Annotated in this window: 18 protein-coding genes and 1 pseudogene; 11 read left to right on the forward strand and 8 right to left on the reverse strand. The window is 67.0% G+C overall.

Features of this window, described 5'->3' with window-relative positions; genetic code table 11:
- Window positions 1–80: 80 nt before the first annotated feature.
- Together pepN and glgC are read right to left on the reverse strand one after the other, a co-directional pair.
- Window positions 81–2,786 carry an aminopeptidase N gene (pepN, locus tag ACW9PK_RS12785; protein WP_457016146.1) on the reverse strand — a complete coding sequence of 902 codons (2,706 nt, stop codon included), beginning with the start codon at window positions 2,784–2,786 and terminating at the stop codon, window positions 81–83.
- Window positions 2,787–2,994: 208 nt separating this feature from the next.
- On the reverse strand, window positions 2,995–4,239 hold the full coding sequence (gene glgC / locus ACW9PK_RS12790) for a glucose-1-phosphate adenylyltransferase (protein ID WP_131332938.1): 1,245 nt from the start codon (window positions 4,237–4,239) through the stop codon (window positions 2,995–2,997).
- Window positions 4,240–4,417: 178 nt separating this feature from the next.
- On the opposite strand from glgC, the gene glgA reads away from it, so the two are divergent.
- From glgA to ACW9PK_RS12815, 5 genes are all read left to right on the forward strand, one after another.
- Window positions 4,418–5,611, forward strand: a complete 1,194-nt coding sequence (gene glgA / locus ACW9PK_RS12795) for a glycogen synthase (protein ID WP_064845206.1) — start codon at window positions 4,418–4,420, stop codon at window positions 5,609–5,611.
- 77 nt (window positions 5,612–5,688) lie between these two features.
- Window positions 5,689–6,147 (forward strand): general stress protein, encoded by a 459-nt coding sequence (locus ACW9PK_RS12800; protein WP_064845191.1) that lies wholly within the window; start codon window positions 5,689–5,691, stop codon window positions 6,145–6,147.
- Between the two features lie 367 nt (window positions 6,148–6,514).
- The gene (locus tag ACW9PK_RS12805) at window positions 6,515–7,003 is read left to right on the forward strand and encodes a hypothetical protein (RefSeq protein ID WP_085106052.1); all 489 of its coding nucleotides are present in this window, start codon (window positions 6,515–6,517) and stop codon (window positions 7,001–7,003) included.
- Window positions 7,004–7,832: 829 nt separating this feature from the next.
- Window positions 7,833–8,282, forward strand: coding sequence for a DUF3054 domain-containing protein (locus ACW9PK_RS12810; RefSeq protein WP_085106051.1), 450 nt, complete (start codon window positions 7,833–7,835; stop codon window positions 8,280–8,282).
- A 95-nt stretch (window positions 8,283–8,377) separates the two neighbouring features.
- Window positions 8,378–8,659, forward strand: coding sequence for an Lrp/AsnC family transcriptional regulator (locus tag ACW9PK_RS12815; protein WP_155384267.1), 282 nt, complete (start codon window positions 8,378–8,380; stop codon window positions 8,657–8,659).
- Window positions 8,660–8,772: 113 nt separating this feature from the next.
- On the opposite strand, the gene trpD is transcribed toward ACW9PK_RS12815, so the two are convergent.
- Complete coding sequence (trpD, locus tag ACW9PK_RS12820; protein ID WP_457016149.1) at window positions 8,773–9,828, reverse strand: anthranilate phosphoribosyltransferase; 1,056 nt, start codon at window positions 9,826–9,828, stop codon at window positions 8,773–8,775.
- 164 nt (window positions 9,829–9,992) lie between these two features.
- On the opposite strand from trpD, the gene ctaE reads away from it, so the two are divergent.
- The 5 genes and pseudogenes from ctaE to ACW9PK_RS12845 form a co-directional block, all read left to right on the forward strand.
- Window positions 9,993–10,631: an aa3-type cytochrome oxidase subunit III gene (ctaE, locus tag ACW9PK_RS12825; RefSeq protein WP_064845194.1), complete on the forward strand. Its 639-nt coding sequence runs from the start codon at window positions 9,993–9,995 to the stop codon at window positions 10,629–10,631.
- A gap of 57 nt (window positions 10,632–10,688) precedes the next feature.
- Window positions 10,689–11,480 (forward strand): cytochrome bc1 complex diheme cytochrome c subunit, encoded by a 792-nt coding sequence (qcrC, locus tag ACW9PK_RS12830; protein ID WP_457016151.1) that lies wholly within the window; start codon window positions 10,689–10,691, stop codon window positions 11,478–11,480.
- Window positions 11,481–11,550: 70 nt separating this feature from the next.
- A complete protein-coding gene (gene qcrA, locus ACW9PK_RS12835; protein ID WP_183085777.1) occupies window positions 11,551–12,645 on the forward strand; it encodes a cytochrome bc1 complex Rieske iron-sulfur subunit in 1,095 nt (364 codons plus the stop codon).
- Complete coding sequence (gene qcrB / locus ACW9PK_RS12840) at window positions 12,645–14,312, forward strand: cytochrome bc1 complex cytochrome b subunit (RefSeq protein ID WP_457016153.1); 1,668 nt, start codon at window positions 12,645–12,647, stop codon at window positions 14,310–14,312. Before qcrA ends, qcrB begins: the two co-directional genes overlap by 1 nt.
- Window positions 14,313–15,254: 942 nt before the next feature.
- Window positions 15,255–15,842: pseudogene (locus ACW9PK_RS12845) on the forward strand (hypothetical protein); the annotation flags it as partial.
- Window positions 15,843–16,248: 406 nt separating this feature from the next.
- On the opposite strand, the gene ACW9PK_RS12850 reads toward ACW9PK_RS12845, so the two are convergent.
- The 5 genes from ACW9PK_RS12850 to ACW9PK_RS12870 form a co-directional block, all read right to left on the reverse strand.
- Complete coding sequence (locus ACW9PK_RS12850; protein WP_064845200.1) at window positions 16,249–16,653, reverse strand: cytochrome c oxidase subunit 4; 405 nt, start codon at window positions 16,651–16,653, stop codon at window positions 16,249–16,251.
- Window positions 16,650–18,371 (reverse strand): aa3-type cytochrome oxidase subunit I, encoded by a 1,722-nt coding sequence (ctaD, locus tag ACW9PK_RS12855; RefSeq protein WP_085106046.1) that lies wholly within the window; start codon window positions 18,369–18,371, stop codon window positions 16,650–16,652. The genes ACW9PK_RS12850 and ctaD overlap by 4 nt, the downstream gene beginning before the upstream one ends.
- Window positions 18,372–18,381: 10 nt before the next feature.
- Window positions 18,382–19,245: an aa3-type cytochrome oxidase subunit II gene (gene ctaC, locus ACW9PK_RS12860; protein ID WP_179861217.1), complete on the reverse strand. Its 864-nt coding sequence runs from the start codon at window positions 19,243–19,245 to the stop codon at window positions 18,382–18,384.
- A 277-nt stretch (window positions 19,246–19,522) separates the two neighbouring features.
- A complete protein-coding gene (locus ACW9PK_RS12865; protein WP_035961960.1) occupies window positions 19,523–19,891 on the reverse strand; it encodes a HesB/IscA family protein in 369 nt (122 codons plus the stop codon).
- An 85-nt stretch (window positions 19,892–19,976) separates the two neighbouring features.
- Window positions 19,977–21,389: a dipeptidase gene (locus ACW9PK_RS12870; protein WP_085106044.1), complete on the reverse strand. Its 1,413-nt coding sequence runs from the start codon at window positions 21,387–21,389 to the stop codon at window positions 19,977–19,979.
- Between the two features lie 105 nt (window positions 21,390–21,494).
- Between ACW9PK_RS12870 and ACW9PK_RS12875 the strand changes: the two genes are divergently transcribed.
- On the forward strand, window positions 21,495–22,127 hold the full coding sequence (locus ACW9PK_RS12875) for a DUF3043 domain-containing protein (protein WP_085106043.1): 633 nt from the start codon (window positions 21,495–21,497) through the stop codon (window positions 22,125–22,127).
- Window positions 22,128–22,181 lie beyond the last annotated feature (54 nt).

Genomic DNA, 22,181 nt, shown 5'->3' on the forward strand with positions numbered 1-22,181 from the left:
CCGCGGCATCACACCACATGCTAACCGTTGATCCCAACGCATCGATGTTCATCCGCTCGGTGGAATGCGGGCCCCAGGGTTCACCGGGACAGGCACGCCACCTGCAGTTCCACGGCCCTTTCGGCGTCCGCCGCGAGTTCCATGATGATGCGTCGCAGGGCCCCCGGGGCGTCCCGGTGGGCGTCCAACCACGCGTGGGTCTCCCGCACCACGGGGTGTTCCTTCGGGTCAGACGACGCCGCCCGCACCTCGATCGCGCGCGGGTACAGTCCGCGCACCATACGGGTCGCGATCTCCATGGAGTGGGTGTCCCACCATTCGGCGAAGTGGGCGAAGTACTCGGACTCGTAGCGATGCAGCACGGCAGGGGCCGCCAACTGGAAGCCGGAGATCGTGGCGCTCAGCTCGTCGTTGGACAGCTCCCCGGCCACGATCCGCTGCCACGCCTCGTTCTTGGCCCGGTCCGAGCGGATGGCGGCCACGGCCCGGGTGTAGCCCAGCCGGCCGTCGCGGGTGGGATCCTGCGCGTGTTCGGTCTCCAGCTCGGAGACCGTGGCGTGACCCGTGGCGGTGAGCGCGGTGAGAAGGGACCAGCGCAGCTCGGAGGACAGGGGCAGACCGGCCACCGTGCCCTCGTCCCCGAGCCACTCCTGCACCTGACGGGCGTAGCTGCCGTCCCGCGCCGCTTCGCGGGCGAAAGCGCGCGCGAGTACCAGCTGCTCATCGGAACCCGCCTGCGCGGCCAGCAGGGCATTGCGCAGGGCCTCGAAGAATTCACGCCGCGAGGCGGTGCGGTACTGGTAGGGCACGTACTCGCCCAGGGCCTGACCCGCGTGGTCCAGCACGGTCGTGAGGATCGCCGCGTGACGCTCCGCACCGCACTCACGCGCCGCCATGGACACGTACTCCCGCGGGGACAGCCGGGCATCGCGCACCGCGGCCCACACCTGCGAGTGCGCCACCGCTCGCGCGAGCGGGTCCTCGATCGCCCCCACCAGGCGGGTGATGGCCGCAAGCGATTCCGGGTCCGGATGGGCCAGGCAGTACGTGAGGTCAGTGTCGTTGACCAGCAGGAATGACTCGCCGTCCTGGGCCTCGCTGCTCGGGGCGTCGCCTAGACCCGTGACGGGAACGGGCGTGTCCGAGGCCGGCACCCGTACCTCGGTGCGCGCCGTGGTCACCACGGCATCGCCATCCCGCGTGTACCGGCCCACGGTCAGCCCGTGCGGACGCAACGACGCCGCTCGCTGGGTCAGCGTGGCGCTCGCCGCCGCGGTGCCGTCCACTGCGGCGGGGTCGGCGGGGTCACCGGACCCCGCGCCGTCGTGCGTGGCATGTGCACCCGGCGCCGCGGCGTCGTCGTCCACCGAGCCCGGGAGGCGGACCTTCAGGACGGGGACACCCGTGGTGTGCAACCACTGCTGGGCCCACGCGCGGACGTCGTGATCGCTGGCCTCGTCCAGGACCTCCAGGAAGTCGTCCAGGCTCGTGTTCTCGAACGCGAACCGGCGGAAGTACGCACGGCACGCGTCCATGAACGCTTCCTCACCCACGAACGCTACGAGCTGCTTCAGCACGGAGGCGCCCTTGGCGTAGGTGATGCCGTCGAAGTTCTGCCGCGCGGCCTCCAGGTCCGGGATGTCCGCGACGATCGGGTGCGTGGTGGGCAGCTGGTCCTGGCGGTATGCCCACTCCTTACGGGCGAGTGCGAACGTGACCCACGCGTCCGTGTACTCGGTCGCGTGCACGGACGCGTACGCACCCATGAACTCCGCGAAGGACTCCTTCAACCACAGGTCGTCCCACCACCGCATGGTCACCAGGTCCCCGAACCACATGTGGGACATCTCGTGCAGCAGCGTGTTCGCCCGCCCCGCCAACTGCGCCCGCGTGGCACCCGACGGGAACAGGTACGCCTCCGTGAACGTCACGAGCCCCGGGTTCTCCATGGCCCCCAGGTTGTACTCCGGCACGAACGCCTGCTCGTACTTCCCGAACGGGTACGCGAACGCGAACAACCGCGGGAAGAAATCCAGACCCTGCTTGGTGAGCATGAACAGCTCCTGGGTGTCCATGTACTCAGCGAGCGCCCGCCGGCAGTACAGCGTGAGGGGGATCGTCACGGCCTCGCCCTGGGGGTCGGTGCCGGACCACTCGTCGGTGAACCGGGCGTAGGGCCCCGCCAGGATGGCGGTGATGTAGCTCGAGATCCGCTGGGTGGGGGCGAAGTCGTGGGCCACCGCACCGGGGACGTCGCAGTCGTCGGTGGTGTTCTGCCCCGTGGGGTCCCCGTTGGACGCCGCGAGCCACTCCGGGGGCGTGATCACGGTGAAGTGGTAGACGGCCTTGAGGTCCGGCTGCTCGAACACGGGGAACACCCGGCGGCAATCGGCGGGCTCGTACTGGGTGTAAAGGTAAACGGAGTCGTCCTGGGGGTCCACATAGCGGTGCATGCCCTCCCCGGAACGGGAGTACAGCGCGCGACCCACCACGTGCAGCTCATTGGCCGTGCCCAGCTCCGGCAACCGGATCCGCGAGCCCTCCACGACGTCGTCCACGTCCAACGACTCGCCATTGAGTTCCACGGCGCTCACGGTGTCGTGAATGAAGTCGATGAACGTCTCCGCACCGGCCTCCGCGGTGAAGCGCACCGTGACCTCGGTACCGAATGTCGTGGCGCCCGGCTCCCGTGCTCCCGAGAGATCCACCGTGACCCGGTAGTCCTCCACCCGGATCTGCTCCGCGCGCGTCATGGCATCTTCTCTGGTCAGTGAGCTGGCTCCCATGACCCCAGTGTAGGCATCCGCCCGCCCGCGCCCCCTTGCGGCCCGCTGGGCGTGCCGGGCAGACGACGACGCTGCCGTCGGCAACCGCGCGATGCGGCGTCGTCGTCCCCGCCCGGGCTCCCGACCGCGCCCTCGTCGGCGCCTACGACGGCGGCCCCGCTCGCGTGAGCGGGGCCGCCGAGTGGGTGTCACGGAACGAGAACCGGACTCAGTTCTGGAAGCGGTAGTTCTTGGGCGCGATCGTCAACCCCGAATCCGTGACCGTGAGCCCGCGGGCGAGGTCGCGCTCGCGGTCCAAGCCCACCGTGAACCCGGGCGGGACGATCACGTTCTTGTCCAGGATGGTGCGGTGCACGGTGGCCCCGGCGCCGATCTGCACGTTCTGCATGAGCACCGATTCGGTCACGCGGGCGTCGTGCTCCACCTTGACCTTGGGGGAGAGCACCGAGGAGCCCACGTGCCCGCCGGTGATCAGCACACCGGGGGAGACGATCGAGTCGAAGGCCACGCCGGCCTGACCGTTGGGCCCGCGCACCGTCCTGGCCGGCGGGGCCATGATCTGGTGGGTGTAGATGGGCCAGTCGTAGTTGTAGAGGTTGAACACCGGCAGCGGACGGATCAGGTCCATGTGAGAGTCGTAGTAGGAATCCAGGGTGCCCACGTCCCGCCAGTACTGGCGGTCGCGGTCGGTGGAACCCGGGACGTCGTTGTGGGTGAAGTCGTAGACCATGGCCTCACCGCGGTCCGCGAAGTGGGGCATGATGTCCCCGCCCATGTCGTGGTTGGTGTCCCCGCGCTCGTTGTCCGCGCGCAGCGCCTCCACGAGGGCGTCCCGGTCGAAGACGTAGTTGCCCATAGACGCGAGGAACGCGTTCGGGTCGTCCGGCAGGGGAGCGGTGGAGTCCGGCTTCTCCACGAACCGGGAGATTCGGGTGGGGTCCTGCGGGTCGGTCTCGATCACACCGAAGGACTTGACCATGTCCATGGGCTGACGCACCCCGGCCACGGACGCCTTGGCCCCGGACTCGATGTGCTTGCGCACCATGTCCGAGAAGTCCATCCGGTACACGTGGTCGGCGCCCACGACCACCACGATGTCCGGATCGGCGTCGTCGATCAGGTTCATGGACTGGAAGATCGCGTTGGCCGAACCCAGGAACCATTCCTTACCGCGGCGCTGCTGCGCGGGCACCGAGGTCACGTAATTGCCCAGCTGCGTGGACAACCGCCACGTCTCGGACAGGTGCCGGTCCAGGGAGTGGGACTTGTACTGGGTGAGCACCACGATCTGCAGGTACCCCGAGTTCACCAGGTTGGACAGCGCGAAGTCGATCAACCGGTACCCGCCCGCGAACGGCACGGCGGGCTTGGCCCGGTCCTCCGTCAGCGGCATCAGGCGCTTGCCCTCCCCACCGGCCAGAACGATGGCAAGGACTTTCTTGTGTCGTGACATTCGTACCCCTCACTTCCCGAGCCAGTCAGAGCCCTCGCGGACCACAACACGGCGTCGTCTTTGACTGGTCTTCCCCGTCATTGTGTCCCACTCGGCAAGGCGGAACACCGTGTCGCCGGAAGTTTCGCGAACTTTTGCGCACCTGTGTGCGAGCACCCCCGTGCAGTACGCTCGCAGTGTGCGAGTAGACATCCTGAGCAAAGAGTTCCCGCCGACCATCTACGGGGGAGCGGGGGTGCACGTGGCCGAGTTGTCCCGCGTGCTCGCACCGCTCGTGGACCTCAACATCCGCTGCTTCGGCGAACCCCGGGACCCGGACTTCCATGGCGCCCAGGTGCAAGCGTATCCCGTGCCGGGTGAACTGGCCGATGCCAACGCCGCCGTGCAGACCCTCGGGGTGGACCTCACCATGATCGGGGACATCCAGGGCGCGGATCTGGTGCACTCCCACACGTGGTACGCCAACATGGGTGGGCACCTGTCCTCCCTCATGTACGACATCCCCCACGTGCTCTCCGCCCACTCCCTGGAACCCCTGCGCCCGTGGAAGGCCGAACAGCTCGGCGGCGGGTACCGGGTGTCCAGCTTCGCGGAGAAGACCGCCTACGAGGCCGCTGCCGCGATCATCGCCGTGTCCGACGGCATGCGCCGCGACATCCTCGCCTCCTACCCGGACGTGGACCCCCAGCGTGTACGCACCGTGCACAACGGGATCGACGTCAGCCAGTGGGACCGAGACGAGAACACCGACGTCCTGGACGAGTACGGCATCGACCCCACCAAGCCCTCCGTGGTCTTCGTGGGCCGCGTGACCCGCCAGAAGGGCGTGCCCTACCTCCTGCGCGCCGCTCTGCAGCTGCCGCCCGAGGTGCAACTGGTCCTGTGCGCCGGCGCCGCCGACACCCCCGAGCTCGGCGCCGAGGTCAACGCCCTCATCGACCAGCTCAAGACCGAGCGCGAGGGCGTGGTGCTCATCGAGAAGATGCTGCCCCGCCGCGCCGTGATCCAGATCCTCTCCCACGCCACCGCCTTCGCGTGCCCCTCCGTCTACGAACCCCTGGGCATCGTCAACCTCGAAGCCATGGCCTGCGGCGCCGCCGTGGTCGCCACTGCCACCGGGGGCATCCCCGAAGTCGTCGTCGACGGCGAGACCGGCCGCCTGGTCCCGATCGAACAGGTCACCGACGGCACCGGCACACCCTTGGACCCCCAGAAGTTCGTGGACGACTTCGCCGCAGCCCTCACCGACGTGGTCTCCGACCCCGACCGCGCTCACCGCATGGGGCAGGCGGGACGCACGCGCGCGGAGGAACACTTCTCGTGGGAGTCCATCGCGCAGCAGACCCTGGAGGTCTACCGCTCGGTGCTGTGAGCTCTCGATGCCGTGAGCCCGGTTGATATGGTGGAAGCGGGACGTTTGCATCATACATACCAATTGTGAGGGGAATCATGGCCTACGAGATCCAGACCGCTGCCGCTAAATACGAGACGATCGCCCGCTTCCCCGATTACGCCGAGGCCCAGGCCGTCGTGGACACGCTCTCCGACCGCGAGTTCGATGTCTCCACCGTCAAGATCGTGGGCGAGGGCCTGCGCTCCGAGGAATACGTCACCGGTCGCCTGACCAAGGGCCGCGCCGCGCTCGCCGGCCTGGGTTCCGGCGCGTGGCTGGGCCTGTTCATCGGCATCCTGTTCGGCCTGTTCGCCCCGGCGTTCGGCTGGCTGTCCATCATCCTGTGGTCCGTGGTGATCGGTGCCGTGTGGGGCGTGATCTTCGGTTTCGTGGCGCACCTGGCCACCGGCGGGAAGCGAGACTTCAAGTCCGTGCGCACCACGGCCGCGGACACCTACCTGGTGCAGGTCCGAGCCGAGCGCGCCCACGAGGCCATCACGGTCCTCAACCGCTGACTCCCTGCCGGTCCGCGCCCTCCGGCGCCCTCTCGACCGGTTTGAATAATTGACGACGACGGGCGGTCACCCTTCCGGGGTGGCCGCCCGTGGTCGTGCGCGTTCCGGCACGTCGACTCCGTCGCCGCGCGGGCGGGGCCGCTTCGGCTGCAGAGTATGCGGGTTCGGATCGTCGTTCGCGCAGCAGGGCCCCGGTACAACGGTCAGGCCCGGCCGTCGGAGACGGACCATGGTCCCCAGCCCGTGGTCAGCCGTCGGCCGGGGCCGCAAGCACCCCGGAGAGTAGCGACTCGACGGCGACTGCGAACGCGTCGTGTGTCTCCTGCAGGGAGCGCGAGCGTACGCGGGGGATGGGGGAGCGGGCGACATGTGTGTCGTTCTTCTCGCTTTCGCATGGCCCACGGCCACGTCCCGGGTGGAGAACCTGCCCGGGGCGGTAGTCGGTTCGCAGGAGCAGGTCGATGCTGTTACCCAGAAGATGCCCGAGCACCTGCTCGAGCTGCACCCGATGGCCAACAGTGAGGACGCGGTCAACGGGATCACGTCGCGGGAGGTGTGCGGCGGGATCGTGCTGGGGGAGCAGCCCGAGATCCTCACGGCGAGTGCGGCCAGCCCGGTGGCGTCCCAGATGCTCACGGGCGTGGAGACGAACATGCAGCGCTGGATCGACCAGCAAGTGATCGCGGGGATGCAACAGGCGCCGCAGAAGATGGCGTCGGGCGGCGGCGCGGCCCCGGTGGCCCTGGGGCTCCGGGACAAAGTGGGGGCGCTGCCTCCGGGGGTTTCGTGCAGGCCCAGCGTGGCTCGGGTGCGGGGCAGACGCCGGGAGCCACGGGGGCGACTCCGCCCACCGTGAGGGTCACGGACGTGGTGCCCCTGTCCGACGACGACCCGCGGGGGAGATCTGGGCACCGATCGGATGGCCGGCGCTGGGAATCATCCTGACGGTGCTGGGGCACCACAAGAAGGAGTGGGCGCTGCGGTCGGCCGAGGGCCGAGGATGCCGACGGGAGAGGCCCAGGGACCGTTCCGGCCACTCCACGTTCGGTTCACTTTACATAATGTACATTATCGGTCATAGGGGTACGTTAGTAACGACGCGATATGGGGCGAACCCGATTCAGCCTCTGGGAGGCCTCAGATGGCCGTGAGCTCAGGCGGCGACTCGGCCCCTCGTCCCATGGGTCACCGCCTGAACGACGCCATGCATAGTTACGGGACGGCGCGTTGCGTGACGCTTTTGTTCAACGGGTCCGGATACACATCTCGGGTTTCTGCTCGTGTATGTACTCAGTCCGGCGAAGTACGCCATGATGAGGGCACGCGACCCATACCGTCGATGCCACGGGTGCAGCCGGCGATTCCCCCGCGGTGTTCCCCGGCCCGCGGGTGATTTCGGGGCCCGCTCTGGGTGGCTGCCGGATCGTGGAGGTCGCCAGTAAGGCCGGCGCTCTGAAACGTGCAGCCTAAGCATCCGCGGCATGTGGGCAGCCCCTGGAGGTTCGTGCGCTCGCGGGGTGAAGACCCCCCAGCTGCGGCGACCTCAGCTGGCCCAGTCCATGAGAGCGTCATAGCGCCTTGGGCCGGTTCTTAAAGTTATAGGTGGAACTCGAACTAAATCCTGCGATTCTCACTGTGAAATTCATCCGTTCGGAAGCTTCCAGAACCCGCCATAAACTGGAGACATGAGCTCACAACCCCGTCCCGGATCGGACTCCCGCACGTCAGTGGCCTCTCCCCCGCAATCGCCTGGATCAGCTCCTTCCGCCGAGCGAACCGCGAGGGCCTGGCCCCTTTTCCTGGCCGTGGACCTCGTTCTGGTGATCGTTTTCGCCGCCATTGGGCGATCCGCCCACGGCGAGGACGTCCTGGGCATGCTCACGACCGCGTGGCCCTTCCTCGTGGGCACCCTCATCGGATGGTTCGCGGCCCGAGGTGCGCACCGCCCGGCCGCCGTGGTGCCCACGGGCCTAGTCGTGTGGCTCAGCACCGAGATCGTGGGCATGTTCCTGCGGACGCTCACCGGCCAGGGCACCGCATGGTCGTTCGTCCTGGTCAGCCTGGTGGTGCTGGGAGTCTTCCTGGTGGGCTACCGCCTCGTCCTGGCGGGCGTGGCCCGAGTTCGTCGTCGCTGATACGGCCACGACTCCCCTGCCACCGGCCGCTCCGAGACGCCCGCCGCGCCATCGACCCACCGATACAGTGGAGTGACACCGTGGAAAGGAACCCCATGTTCACCGCCATCGTTTTGATCAAGACCTCGTCGGACAGGATTCCCGAAGTCGCCCAGGAGGTCTCGGACATTCGCGGCGTGACCGAGGTCTATTCGGTGACCGGTGAGTGGGACCTGATCGCCGTGGTCCGGGTGCACCAGCACGAACGGCTCGCGGACGTGATCGCCGATCAGCTGTCCAAAGTTGAGGGCGTCGAGTCCACGAACACCAACATCGCCTTCCGCACCTACAGCACGCACGATCTCGACGCCGCGTTCTCATTAGGCATCGACGACTGACTCCCCGGCCGTAGCACGAACGACGCCGCTCCTCCGGAAACCGGGCGAGCGGCGTCGTCGTCAGATGGTGCGGTACCGCACGGACGGGCCGGGCGGGAGCGACGACCGGGTGGTCACCGCGCGGCGAACTCGACCCACCCGGTGAGGACGTCTCGCGCCGCACCCGAGTCGATGGACTCGGCCGCACGCCCAACCGCGGCCTCGAAACGCTCGGCGAACGGAGCCTCGGCATTCTCATCGATGGCCACGAGGCCGGCCGCGGCATTCAACAAGACCGCGTTGCGCACGTGTCCGGGCGAGCCGTCGAGGACGTCGCGCACCACACCCGCGTTGTAAGTGGCGTCCTGGCCGCGCAGATCCTCGATCGTGGCGCGCGGCATGTCCAGGTCCAGGGGCTCGAGCGTGTGTTCGGTGGTGCGGCCGTCCCGCACCTCCCAGATCCGCGACGGCGCAGTGACGGTGAGCTCGTCGAGCCCGTCATCGCCGCGGAAGACGAGCGCGCGATCGCCGCGGTTCTGGAACACACCGGCCATCAGCGGCGCCAGGGCCTCGTCCGCGACGCCGATCGCCGATGCCTTGACCTTGGCCGGATTGGTGATCGGGCCCAGGAAGTTGAATGCAGTGGCGACCCCGAGGGCCTTGCGTGCGGCGGCCGCGAAGCGCATGGACGGGTGGAAGGTCTGCGCGAACAGGAAGGTGATCCCCACCTCGCGTGCGGCGCGCTGGACGCGCTCGACGGGCATGTCCAGCTGCACGCCCAGGGCCTCCAGGACGTCCGCCGATCCCGATTTGGACGACGACGCCCGGTTGCCGTGCTTCACGACCCGCACCCCCGCCCCCGCGCACACCAGGGCGGACATCGTGGAGATGTTGACGCTCGAGAGGCGGTCCCCGCCGGTGCCCACGATGTCCAGCGCCGGGGCGGGAACGGAGATGGGGCGGGCGTGAGCGACCATGGCGTCCGCGAGACCGTTGAGCTCGGCCACGCTCTCCCCCTTGGTGCGCAGTGCCATGAGGAAGCCCGCGACCACGGTGTCGAGGACCTCGCCCGCCATGATGTTGTCCATGGCCCAGTAGGACTGGTCCCATGACAGGTCCTCGCCGCGGGACAAGCTCGTCAACACGTCTGGCCAGTGGTTGTTCGTGCGGGAGGCGTTCGAGGTAGTCACGGCTTCGACTCTATCGCGCCGTCACTCCGCGTGACGCAGTGCGGTGGCAGGCGGGGGCCGGCGGACGGGAGGGTTGTCCAGATCACACCTCGAGGACGCGACACGATGCGCTGCGGAGGCCGTGGTGGTTGGTTCGCCAGGAGTTTTGGCGACATAATGTCTCTGTGACAACTGCGACTCATACCCCAGCCAAACCGGTGGGCGCGACCATCACTCGCCCCAACCTCACATCCGTGGGCACCATCGTGTGGTTGTCCTCCGAAGTGATGTTCTTCGCCGGACTCTTCGCCATGTACTTCACTCTGCGCGCCACCTCCCCGGAGGTCTGGCACGAGAACACACAGCTGCTCAACGTGCCCATGGCGTTGGCCAACACCATCGTCCTGGTGCTGAGCTCCGTCACGTGCCAGTTCGGCGTCTTCGCCGCCGAGCGGCTCCAGCCCCGGCGCACCGGCGGCATCCTCCAGTTCACCAAGTGGGGCATGACCGAGTGGTTCGCCCTGACCTTCCTCATGGGCGCCGTGTTCGTGTCCGTGCAGGTCTACGAGTACGTCGCTCTCGTTTCCGAAGGCGTCACGATCGCTGCGAACGCCTACGGCTCCGCCTTCTACATCACCACCGGTTTCCACGCCCTGCACGTGACCGGTGGCCTGATCGCATTCCTCTTCATCATGGGCCGCGCCTTCGTTGCCAAGCGCTTCGGTCACTACGAGGCCACCTCGGCCATCGTGGTGTCCTACTACTGGCACTTCGTCGACGTGGTCTGGATCGTCCTGTTCGTGCTGGTCTACTTCATCAAGTAGGCCCCCAGGACCGTTCGCCCATCCAAGTTCTAGAACCGAGTAAAAGGAACGTTTGACGTGAAGGCACTCTCACAAAAGCGCCGCCATCCCCTGGCAGCCCTCGCGCTGTTGGTCATGGCTTTGCTTCTGACCGGTGGACTCTACGCAGTTGCCACAACCACCAATGAAGCCAAGGCCGACACCACCACGTACTCGGCTCAGGACGTCGAGGAGGGGCAGAAGCTCTTCATGTCCAACTGCTCCACGTGCCACGGCATGCAGGCCCAGGGCACCAACACCGGTCCCTCCCTGATCGGCGTGGGCGCTTCCTCCGTCGACTTCCAGGTGGGGACCGGCCGTATGCCCATGCAGATGCAGGGCCCCCAGGCGCAGGTCAAGCCGCAGCAGTTCAACGACGAACAGACCAAGCAGCTCTCCGCGTACGTGGCTTCCCTGGGTGCCGGCCCCGCCGTCCCCGAGGAGGAGTACCTCGACATCAGCGAGGGCAACTCCGCCAACGGCGCCAAGGTGTTCCTGGCCAACTGCGCCATGTGCCACAACGCCGCCGGCCAGGGCGGTGCCCTGACCCGCGGCAAGTTCGCCCCCTCCCTCATGGGCGTGAGCGAAAAGCACATCTACGAGGCCATGCAGACCGGCCCGCAGAACATGCCGGTGTTCAACGACGCCAACATCACCCCCGAGGAGAAGCGGGACGTCATCACGTACCTGAAGACCCTCGACAACAACACCACCGTGGGTGGCTTCAGCCTCGGCTCCCTGGGCCCCGTGTCCGAGGGGCTGTTCATCTGGACCATCGGCCTGGTGATCGTCATCGGCTTCACCGTGTGGCTGACCTCGCGCTCCGCCTGAGAGCGCCCCGCCGGTACCCACCGGCACCCGAAACAGTATTCACAGCACCAAGAGAAGAATGAGGGACCACATGGGCGACCATCGTGACGGCACTCCCCACAAGAGCGGGGCGGTTGTCACCTCGGACGGAACGGGCACGGAAAACTTCCCCAACCCGGGGCTTCCACCGCACCGCCCCCGCGTGACGGACGTAGATCCCAAGGCCGCGAAGCGAGCTGAACACCAGGTGGTCCTGCTGTTCCTGCTCTCCATCATTGGATCCATCCTGTTCTTCGTGGCGTACTTCGGTATCCGCGTGGACGGTCCTCTGTACGACGCCGTCAACACCGAGCCCACCGCGCAGCTGCGGTTGCAGAACCTGCTGTTGGGCCTCGGCATCGCCCTCGGCATGTTCGGCATCGGTATCGGGGTGGTCCACTGGGCCCGTACCCTCATGCCGGACCACGAGATCGTGGAGATGCGCCACGACCTGCGCCCGGAAGAGGACCGCGCCGAGGCGCAGGGCATCCTGAACACCATCTACGACGAGTCCGGTGTGCGGCGCCGCCCGCTGCTGCGCAACACGCTGATCGGCGCCGCAGTGCTCATGCCCCTCCCCTTCGTGGGTCTGCTCAAGGACCTCGGTCCCACCGACCTCAAGGTCCTGCGCCACACCATGTGGGACGAGGGCGTGCGCCTGGTACGCGACCCCTCCGGTACCCCCATCAAGGCGTCCGACGTGACTCTCGGTTCCGCGTTCCACGTGGTCCCGGAGAACCTCAGCAGCCTGAGCCACGAAGAGGGCTACCTGGACGAGAAGGCCAAGGCCGTGGTCCTGCTCATGCGACTGGCCCCGGAGGACGTCAACGTCTCCCCCGAGCGCAGTGACTGGAACGTGGACGGCATCTTCGCCTACTCCAAGGTCTGCACGCACGTGGGTTGCCCGATCGCCCTGTACGAGCAGCACACGCACCACTTGCTGTGCCCGTGCCACCAGTCCACGTTCGACCTCACGAAAGAGTGCGAGGTCATCTTCGGCCCGGCATCCCGCCCCCTGCCGCAGCTGCCCATTACCGTTGATTCCGACGGCTACCTCGTTGCCCGTAGCGACTTCCACGAGCCCGTGGGACCGACCTACTCGCAGCGCGATCTCGCCGTCCAAGACATGCAGGATGAGGCGAACTAATGTCCACATCAACAGACTTCGAATACCGCCCCACGACCACCACGGGCCGGATCGCCAACTTTGTGGACACGCGCGTGGGCGCCTCCGCGATGGTCAAGGAGTTCGGCCGTAAGGTCTTCCCCGACCACTGGTCCTTCATGTTCGGTGAGGTCGCCCTCTACAGCTTCATCATCCTGTTGCTGTCCGGCACCTTCCTGGCGTTCTGGTTCGACCCCACCATGACGTCCCTTACCTACAACGGCAGCTACGTCCCCATGCAGGGTGTCGAGATGTCCGGGGCGTACGCCTCCACCCTGCACATCTCGTTCGACATCCGCGGCGGCCTCTTCCTGCGTCAGCTGCACCACTGGTCCGCGCTGCTGTTCGTCATGGCGCTGTCCGTGCATATGCTGCGCGTGTTCTTCACCGGCGCGTTCCGCCGCCCGCGTGAGCTGAACTGGGTCGTGGGTTGCGTGCTCTTCATCTTGGCGATCGTGGCCGGCTTCTCCGGCTACTCGCTCCCCGACGACGTGCTCTCCGGTAACGGTCTGCGCATCGCGGACGCGATCGCTAAGGCCGTCCCGATCGTGGGTACCTACATCTCCATGTTCATGTTCGGTGGCGAGTTCCCCGGCCACGCGATCATCGGTCGCCTCTACATCGTGCACGTGCTGATCATCCCCGCGTTGATCCTCATGATGATCGTGATCCACCTGTTCATGGTCGTGGTCCACAAGCACACCCAGTTCCCCGGTCCGGGTCGCACCGAGGACAACGTGGTGGGCTTCCCCGTGGGTCCCATTTACGCCGCGAAAGCGGGTGGATTCTTCTTCATCGTGTTCGGCATCCTGGCCGCCATCGCCGCGACCACCACGATCAACGCGATCTGGAACTACGGTCCCTACGATCCCTCCCCCGTGCAGGCTGGCTCCCAGCCCGACTGGTACATGGGCTTCTCCGACGGCGGTCTGCGCCTGATGCCCGGTCACTGGCCATTCTCGTGGGAGGTCAACATCTTCGGTCTGGCGGTTCCGCTGGCCATTCTGTTGCCGCTGATCCCCATGGCCCTGATGTTCGGTGTCATGTTCGCGTGGCCGTGGATCGAGCGTTGGGTGACCCGCGACAACCGCGTGCACAACATCCTGGACCGTCCGCGTAACGCGCCGTTCCGCACCGCCGTGGGCGCCGCCGGCGTCACCTTCTACGCCATCCAGATGATCGCGGCCAGCGGTGACCTCATCGCCACCCACTTCCACGTGGCCGTGAACGACGTCATCTACTGGCTGCGAGCCCTGTACTTCCTGGGCCCGATCCTGGCGTTCATCATCACCCGCCGCTTCTGCCTGTCCCTGCAGCGCAAGGACCGGGAGATCGTGCTCCACGGCCGCGAGTCGGGCCGCATCCAGGCCCTGCCGCACGGTGAGTTCGTGGAGGTCCACGAGCCCCTGGATGAATACCGTCGCTACAAGCTCGTGAACTTCGAGGACCGCGAGGTCCAACCCGCTCGTGCCAATGCCAAGGGCAAGATCACGGCGAGTGAGAAGATGCGCGGCGGTCTGAGCCGGATCTTCTTCGAGGACCGTGTGGCCCCCGTGACGCCCGCCGAGCTGGAAGCGGCTCACGGTCATCACCACGCCGAGCCCGCCAGCGTCGGCGCCGGCTCGCACAGCGCACAGATCGAGAAGTAGGCCCCGGGCCCAGCTGACTCGATCGCTGATCGGGAGGGCCCGTTCGGATCACATAATCCGAACGGGCCCTTTCCTATGCCTCCAGCCCGGAGCCGGCTGGTCACTGTTCTATGCGCTGGCCTCGGCCTCCGTACGCGGCGTCCCGGAGCTGACGGGCACGGCAAGGGTGACGCTCCCGTCCCCATGGATGGTCTGACGATACGGTCCCACGGCGGTGAGCCCCTTGCCTCGAAGTGCCGTGTCCACCATGAGCCATGCGTCCCCGGTATTGACCGGCCGCTCCCGGAACCGAATGACAGCTGCCGTTCCGGCCCCCGGTAAGGTCACGGGGCGAGTACCCATCATCGGCTCTCCGACGGCCACTGTGACCCGAATCAGCGCCCTGTCGCTCATTCCGTCATAGCAGAGATGCACATCCCGCGATCCGATGGCGCCCTGGCCGTTCAACCGCTCGAGAAGGCGAGCCACGGCCCTCGGGATCTCGGTTTCGTCCCGTACCGCTTCCGACATGCCGTGCAACTCGAGCTCCGGCAGGCCTACCAACGCGAGCCCGTGGGCCATCGCTCCCCCTTGCCCTGCAATTTTCCCCATGGGCTCCATGGAACCATTTAACCCATGACACGGTGTCAGCCGAAGCGTCAGCCTCATCCCCGCTCGATGGTGGCCGCCGCCACTGTGGGCAAGAGAGCCCCCGTGACCTTCTTCCTGGCCCTTTCGCCCAGCAGGATGGAGGGGTGCTGACCGGTCGGTGCTCGGCATGATCGTTTGCCCCAGTCGCCGATGATCTGGGGGGTGTTGTCACCGAGGGCCGGTCCGGTGGTCGTGGATCGCTGATAGGGGCGGGATCGCCCCTGGAGGGCCTTCGTAACGTGGATGCTGAGCGTGACCATCCCCCGGTCGGCCAGCATGCTCGTGCGGCAGGGGAGGACAAGGGACTCGGCCCTGTCAGAGCAACCACAACCACCGGTGTTCCTCGGCCTCAACGTCGGCGAGTCCGACCACCACGCCGTGACCGCGGCCGGGAAGACGGTCTACGACAAGGCACCGCCCAACGACGAAGCCCGGCTGCGCGCGATCCTGGATGACCTGGCCGCCCAGATTACCGCCACCTCCAACCGGCTGCGCGGGATGCTCCCCCAGATCCACCCGGACCTGGGACGGGTCTTGGGGCCACGGGTCGCCCACCCGGCGGTAGCCGACCTGCTCAGCCGCTACCCGACCCCGGCCACACTGGCCGCGGCCGGTGGCGGGCACGTGCGGGCCAGGCTCAAGAAGCACGCACCCAGGCTGGCCGAGCCCCTCACGAATGAGATCTTCGATGCACTGAGCCAGCAGACCGCGGTGGTGGCCGGGACCGAGGCAGCTGCCCGCTCGGCCCGGCGCATCCACCGTCACCTGCTGGATCTCGGGCACCAGATGCACCTGCGCACCGTGGGTCGGTGTCTGGCCCGCCTGGGGATTTCCCGCCTGCGCGATCTCACCCCGGACGGGGATGACCTGCGGCGGCCGCCGCGACGGATCCGTGCAGCATAGCCCGGGCACATGGTCCATCTCGATGTCGTCATGAATTCACCTCTGCTTCCGCGCGGTATTCAGCACATCGGCGTCACCGCGCGCGATCTCGACGCCACCACCCGGTTCATCGTCGACAGACTCGGTGCCGGGGTCGTGTACCACGGCCTGACCGCGGACGGCGAACCACGCCGAGGGCAAAGGGCCGGTCCACGTCAAGGCACCGTGGGGAATGCTCGTCGAGCTCCAGAGCATCCCCGCCGGCCACCACTACCTTGAGGGCTGCACGACGCGCGTATCGATGCCGGACCCCCGCCCGTAAGGCTCGGGGCTGATCGCGAACCCTGCCCCGGTTGGGAGATATGACGAGGCCCGCACCATCCCATGATGGTGCGGGCCTCGTGGTATGGTCAGCCGATGCTGATCAGTGGGCGTGCTCCCCGCGGGAGTGCTCGAAGACCAGGCCCAGCAGACCGAGAGCGGCCACCGGGACCGCCAGGCCGATGATCCACCAGCCGACCGCCAGCGCGGTCACGAACAGCGCCGAGCCGATGCCGAGCAGCAGGGGCCACCAGCTCCACGGGGAGAAGGCCCCGTAGTCACCGGACATCTCCACGATCTCACCGTCCTCGCGGTCCTCCGGGAGCGTGCCCCCGGTGGAGCGCTGCACGAGCCAGAGGTAGACCACGAGCATGAAGCTCATTGCGGCCACGGCCAGCAGTGCGGGGAATCCGGCGAGTTCCTGGAACTCGGTGACGAATCCATACACCAGGCCCACCACGGTGCAGAACACACCGAGCAGCAGGAACGTCTTGATAGTTGCGCTCATCGTCCGTTCCTTCCGGTGCCGCCCACCAGGGGGGTCTCGGCCTCATATTGTTGGCTGGAGAACGCCGAGAGCTCCGGGTGGTGGAGATCCAGCGCGGGGCGCTCGGAACGGATCCGAGGCAACGAGGTGAAGTTGTGACGCGGGGGCGGACAGGAGGTGGCCCACTCGAGGGAACCACCGAAGCCCCACGGGTCGTCCACTTCCACCTTCTTGGCGTTGCGGTGGGTGGTGTACACGTTCCAGAAGAACGGGATCATGGACACGCCCAGCAGCATGGAACCGATGGTCGAGAACTGGTTCATCCAGGTGAACCCGTCCTCGGGCAGGTAGTCGGCGTAACGACGCGGCATGCCGTCCACACCCAGCCAGTGCTGGATCAGGAACGTCATGTGGAAGCCCACGAACAGCAGCCAGAAGTGGATCTTGCCGATCCGCTCGTTGAGCATCTTGCCGGTGAACTTGGGCCACCAGAAGTAGAAGCCCGCGAACATGCCGAACACGATGGTTCCGAAGATCACGTAGTGGAAGTGCGCCACCACGAAGTAGGTGTCGGAGACGTGGAAGTCGAGCGGCGGCGTCGCCAGGATAATGCCCGTGAGACCACCGAACAGGAAGGTGAAGAGGAAGCCGAGCACCCACAGGATGGGCGTCTCGAACGTCAGCGACCCCTGCCACATGGTGCCGATCCAGTTGAAGAACTTCACGCCGGTGGGCACCGCGATCATCATGGTCATGAAGGAGAAAAAGCCCAGGGCCACCGCGCCGGTCACGTACATGTGGTGCGCCCACACGGTCACGGACAGCGCCGCGATTGCGATGGTCGCGAAGACGAGACCCTTGTACCCGAAGATCGGCTTGCGGGAGAACACCGGGACGATCTCCGAGACGATGCCGAAGAACGGCAGGGCCAACACGTAGACCTCGGGGTGACCGAAGAACCAGAACAGGTGCTGCCACAGGATGGCGCCACCGTTCTCGGCGTCGAACACGTGGCCGCCGAGTCGCCGGTCCATACCCAGTGCGAACAGGGCGGAGGCCAGCGGCGGGAAGATCATGATGATCAGCATGGAGGTGATCAGCGTGGTCCAGGTGAAGATGGACATGCGCCACATGGTCATACCCGGCGCACGCATGCACACGATGGTCGTGATGAAGTTCACGCCACCCATGATGGTGCCGAAGCCCTGCAGGACCAGGCCGAAGACCCATAGGTCACCACCAACGCCCGGACTGAATGTCGTGCTGTTCAGTGGCGCGTAGGCGAACCATCCGAAGGAGGCCGCGCCCTGCGGGGAGATGAACCCGGATACCGCGATGAGCGAGCCGAAGAGGAAGAACCAGAACGCGAGGGCGTTCAGACGGGGGAAGGCCACGTCCGGCGCACCGAGCTGCAGGGGCACGATCACGTTGGCGAAACCGATGAACAGCGGTGTGCCGAACATCAGCAGCATGATGGTGCCGTGCATGGTGAACAGCTGGTTGTACTGTTCCTTGGTCTCTAGGATCTGCATGCCCGGCTGGAAGAGCTCGGCCCGGATCAGCAGAGCCATCACGCCACCGGCGCAGAAGAAGATGAAGGACGAGATCAGGTACATGTACCCGATGGTCTTGTGGTCGGTCGAGGTGAGCCAGTTGACGATCACCCGGCCCTTGGACCGTGGGACAACGCGGGGTGCGGTCGTGGCCGCGTCGTCCCGCGAATATTCGAGCGTAGACATTGCCTATCCCCTAGTTGTTGGACGTTTCGTTGAGGTTCGGGTTGCGGTTGTACTCGTCCCCGAGGATGCCCGTGTTGCCTTCGTCGCGCAGGCGCTGCATCTGGGCGTCGTACTCCTGCTGGCTCACGACGGCCACGTTGAAGAGCATCTCGGAGTGGTACTCACCGCACAGCTCGGCGCACTTGCCGGCGAAGGTACCCTCGCGGCCGGTGGTGAAGCTCATGTAGTTGGTGCGATCCGGGATCATGTCGATCTTCTCGAGGAAGGCGGGCACCCAGAACGAGTGGATGACGTCGCGGGACGTGATCTCCAGCTCGACCTTGCTGTCGGCCGGCAGGTACAGGGTGGGCAGGGTCTCCTCGACGCCGGGCTCGCCCGTGAGGTGCGCCTGGATGCCCTGGTAGTGGACGTTGTCGTCCAGGTAGTTGAAGTCCCACGCCCACTGCTTGCCGTACACCTGGATCTTGACGTCCGGGTTCTCGAAGCGGTCCGTGATGGCCGTTTGCGCGCGGTACGAGAAGAAGAAGAGGGTCACGATCAGGGCGATCGGGACGATCGTGTAGAAGATCTCCAGTGGGGCGTTGTACGCGAGCTGGCGGGGGTAGCCGGTCTCGTTCTTACGACGCCGGTAGGCGACCATGCACCAGAGCATCAGACCCCACACCACGAGACCCACGCCGAGCGCCGCGATCCACGACCCGATCCACAAGTCGATGACCTGATCGGCGTTGTCGGTGGTGCCCCGTTCGGTGGGCAAGAAGCCCAGCTTCGATTGCTCCGAGCAAGCGGTGAGCGAGATCGTCGCCAGGACTGCCACTGCCGAGGCCTTGAGCGCTCGGCCGCGGCGGCTGCCGGTTCGAGTTTGCGAACTCACAGACGGCCCTTCCTCTTTGTGTGTGTGGGTTCCGCATCGGTCCTGCGCGTGGGCACAATGGACGCGTTGCCCGTGGATGGTTCTCCCTAGGAAGCTTACCCCTCCGCCCCCGGATCCGCTGACACTGTGTCAGCGCGCCGTGTCGCGAGCGGGGCCGTCGGCAGACCCCGCCGATCCCCTCCCCTACGTGCACCGATGAGCCCCTCGAGCGGGCACGAAAAAGGGGTGCGCACGGACCCCCTGAGGATCCGAACGCACCCCTGTTCGGTGCGATCGATCAGTGGAACGAGTCACCGCACGCGCATGAGCCCTGCGCGTTGGGGTTGTCGATCGAGAAGCCCTGCTTAGAGATGGAGTCCTCGAAGTCCACGGTGGACCCGCTCAGGTACGGGACGCTCATCTTGTCCACGATGACCTCCACGCCGTCGAAGCCGCGGACGTGGTCGCCGTCGAGGACGCGCTCGTCGAAATACAGCTGGTAGATCAGCCCGGAGCAGCCGCCCGGCTGCACGGCGACGCGCAACCGCAGGTCGGTGCGCCCCTCCTGCTCGAGCAGGTCGCGGACCTTCTGGGCCGCGGTGTCCGTGAGCAGGACCTCGTGGGTGGGCATGTCCTGGGTGGTCTCGTTGTCGGTGGTGACGCTCATGGTGCTCACTTTCTGTGCGACGCGGGGTTGCGACCCCGGGTTCGGTGGATCCCTTCTGCCTGGTGGAACGCGCCGGCGCGGGGAATCATTCCGCGCTGCGCTCTCCCTGTTGGGCCAGCGCCGCGAGCACGAGGGCCTCGGCGGTGACGGCGTGCAGGAAGTCCCCGATGTGCAGGGATTCGTTGGCGCTGTGGGCCCGGGTGTCCGGGTCCTCGATACCGGTGATCAGGATCTGTGCCTCAGGGTACGCCCGGGTGAGGGTCGCGGTGAAGGGGATGGATCCGCCCATCCCCGCCGTGACGGCCGGGCGCCCCCACGCCTGTTCGAAGGCCCACAGGGCGATCTGCGAGCTCACGGCACCGGTGTCCGCACGGAAGGCGGGGCCGGTCTCCTCGAGTGCGAAGCTCACGTGCGCGCCGAACGGGGCGTTGTCCTCCACGTGCTTGCGCAGCGCCTCCCCCGCTTCCCGCTCGTCCTGGCCAGGAGCAATCCGCAGGCTCAGCTTGGCGCGCGCGGTGGCCGCGATGGTGTTGGAGGCGGTCGCGACATCGGTGACGTCGATCCCCGTAACGGACAGCGCCGGCTGGGTCCACAACCGCGACGAGATCGAGCCGCGCCCGGCAAGTTGCACACTGTCCAACACGCCGGCGTCCTCGCGGAAGCGGTCCTCGTCGTAGTCCACGTCCGTGTCGTCCTCGCTCAGCAGCCCCGCGATGGCCACGGCGCCGTCGTCGTCGTGCAGGGTCGCGATCAGTCGCGACAGCAGCGTGGGTGCGTCCAGAACGGGCCCGCCGAACATGCCGGAGTGCACCGAGTGGTCCAGCACGCTGACCTCCACGATCCCTCCAACGACGCCGCGCAGGCTCGTCGTCAGTGCCGGGACGCCCACTTCCCAGTTCGCGGAGTCCGCGATCACGATGACGTCCGCGGCGAGCTTGTCCCGGTGCGCGGCCAGGAAGTCCTCGAAACCGGGCGAACCGGCCTCCTCCTCGCCCTCGATAAACACGGTCACACCCAGGCCCGGGCGCTCGCCGATGCGCTCGAAGAACGCGCGCAGCGCGCCCACGTGCACCATAACGCCGGCCTTGTCGTCGGCCGCGCCGCGACCCCAGAGCCGACCGTCCTTCTCCACGGCCTCGAACGGCTCGGTGTTCCACAGTTCACGCTTGCCCGGGGGTTGGACGTCGTGATGGGCGTACAACAGGATCGTGGGGTACCCGGGTGCCGCGGCCTTGCGAGCGACGACGGCGGGGTGCCCCGCAGCGTCCCCGCGGGGCTCGCGCAGGATCTCCACGCTGTCGAAAGGCAGGCCCCGGAGCAGACCGGCCACGGCCTCGGCACTGCGCTCGAGGTCGGCGGCGTCGAACGAGTCCCACGCGATGCCGGGGATCGCCACGAGGGAGCCGAGTTCTTCCAGCAGGATGTCCCGGGAACCGTCCACGCTCGCCCGGAGGGCATCGACGGTGTCGGAGCTGGGACGTGTGAAGTCAGTAGCCATGGGCCCAGCCTAACGGCGGGAGCTCGGCGCGCACCGTGGCAAGCCCGTTCGGTTGCCTCCTGTCACGCGCGCGGTGACGTCGTGGCACTCCGGTAGGCTTGTCGGGTGTTTCGACGCAAGAAGTCAGCTGAATCCTCGGGATCCACCGCCGTGGGCGCGCGCGCCACGGCCGATCCCGCCGTCCCCACCGACCGCGGTGGGCAGCCCGGTGGCGGGAGGACGCCCGAGGGCAAAAAAGGCCGCCCCACCCCCACCCGCAAGGAGCAGGAGGCCGCGCGTCGCCGACCCCTGATCCCGGAGGACCGCAAGGCCGCCAAAGCCGAGTCCAGGATCGCGGAACGGGAACGGCGCGCCCAGGCACAGGCCGGCATGGCCGCCGGAGACGAACGCTACCTGGGCCCGCGGGACGCCGGGCCCCAGCGCCGTTTCGCCCGGGACTGGGTGGACTCCCGGTTCAACATCGGCGAGTACGTGCTGATCTTCCTGCTGCTGATCCTGGTCCTGATGTTCCTGCCGGTGCAGTCCGTGGCCATCACACTGATCTGGGTCGTGTACGGCTACATCATCCTGTGCGTGATCGACGCGATCATCATGTCCAACCGACTGCACGCGGCACTGCGCCGCACGTTCGGCACCGTCCAGCCCGGCACCCGCTGGTACGCCGCGATGCGTACTTTTACGATGCGCCGCATGCGCCTGCCCAAGCCGCAGGTGCGCCGGGGCGAGCGTCCCGAGTAACACCCGCAGAACCCGCGAGGGGCCGGCCCACCATGATGGGCCGGCCCCTCGTTC

Source organism: Kocuria sp. MNB10 (assembly GCF_054073685.1).

Bases quoted from the DNA above. Each gene is read 5' to 3' on its own strand.
- ACW9PK_RS12810 (WP_085106051.1), top strand. From the start codon at position 7,833: ATGAGCTCACAACCCCGTCCCGGATCGGACTCCCGCACGTCAGTGGCC.
- ACW9PK_RS12815 (WP_155384267.1), top strand. From the start codon at position 8,378: ATGTTCACCGCCATCGTTTTGATCAAGACCTCGTCGGACAGGATTCCC.
- ACW9PK_RS12850 (WP_064845200.1), bottom strand. From the start codon at position 16,653: ATGAGCGCAACTATCAAGACGTTCCTGCTGCTCGGTGTGTTCTGCACC.
- ACW9PK_RS12800 (WP_064845191.1), top strand. From the start codon at position 5,689: ATGGCCTACGAGATCCAGACCGCTGCCGCTAAATACGAGACGATCGCC.
- pepN (WP_457016146.1), bottom strand. From the start codon at position 2,786: ATGGGAGCCAGCTCACTGACCAGAGAAGATGCCATGACGCGCGCGGAG.
- qcrA (WP_183085777.1), top strand. From the start codon at position 11,551: ATGGGCGACCATCGTGACGGCACTCCCCACAAGAGCGGGGCGGTTGTC.
- ctaD (WP_085106046.1), bottom strand. From the start codon at position 18,371: ATGTCTACGCTCGAATATTCGCGGGACGACGCGGCCACGACCGCACCC.
- ACW9PK_RS12870 (WP_085106044.1), bottom strand. From the start codon at position 21,389: ATGGCTACTGACTTCACACGTCCCAGCTCCGACACCGTCGATGCCCTC.
- glgC (WP_131332938.1), bottom strand. From the start codon at position 4,239: ATGTCACGACACAAGAAAGTCCTTGCCATCGTTCTGGCCGGTGGGGAG.
- qcrB (WP_457016153.1), top strand. From the start codon at position 12,645: ATGTCCACATCAACAGACTTCGAATACCGCCCCACGACCACCACGGGC.
- ACW9PK_RS12865 (WP_035961960.1), bottom strand. From the start codon at position 19,891: ATGAGCGTCACCACCGACAACGAGACCACCCAGGACATGCCCACCCAC.
- ACW9PK_RS12805 (WP_085106052.1), top strand. From the start codon at position 6,515: ATGTGTGTCGTTCTTCTCGCTTTCGCATGGCCCACGGCCACGTCCCGG.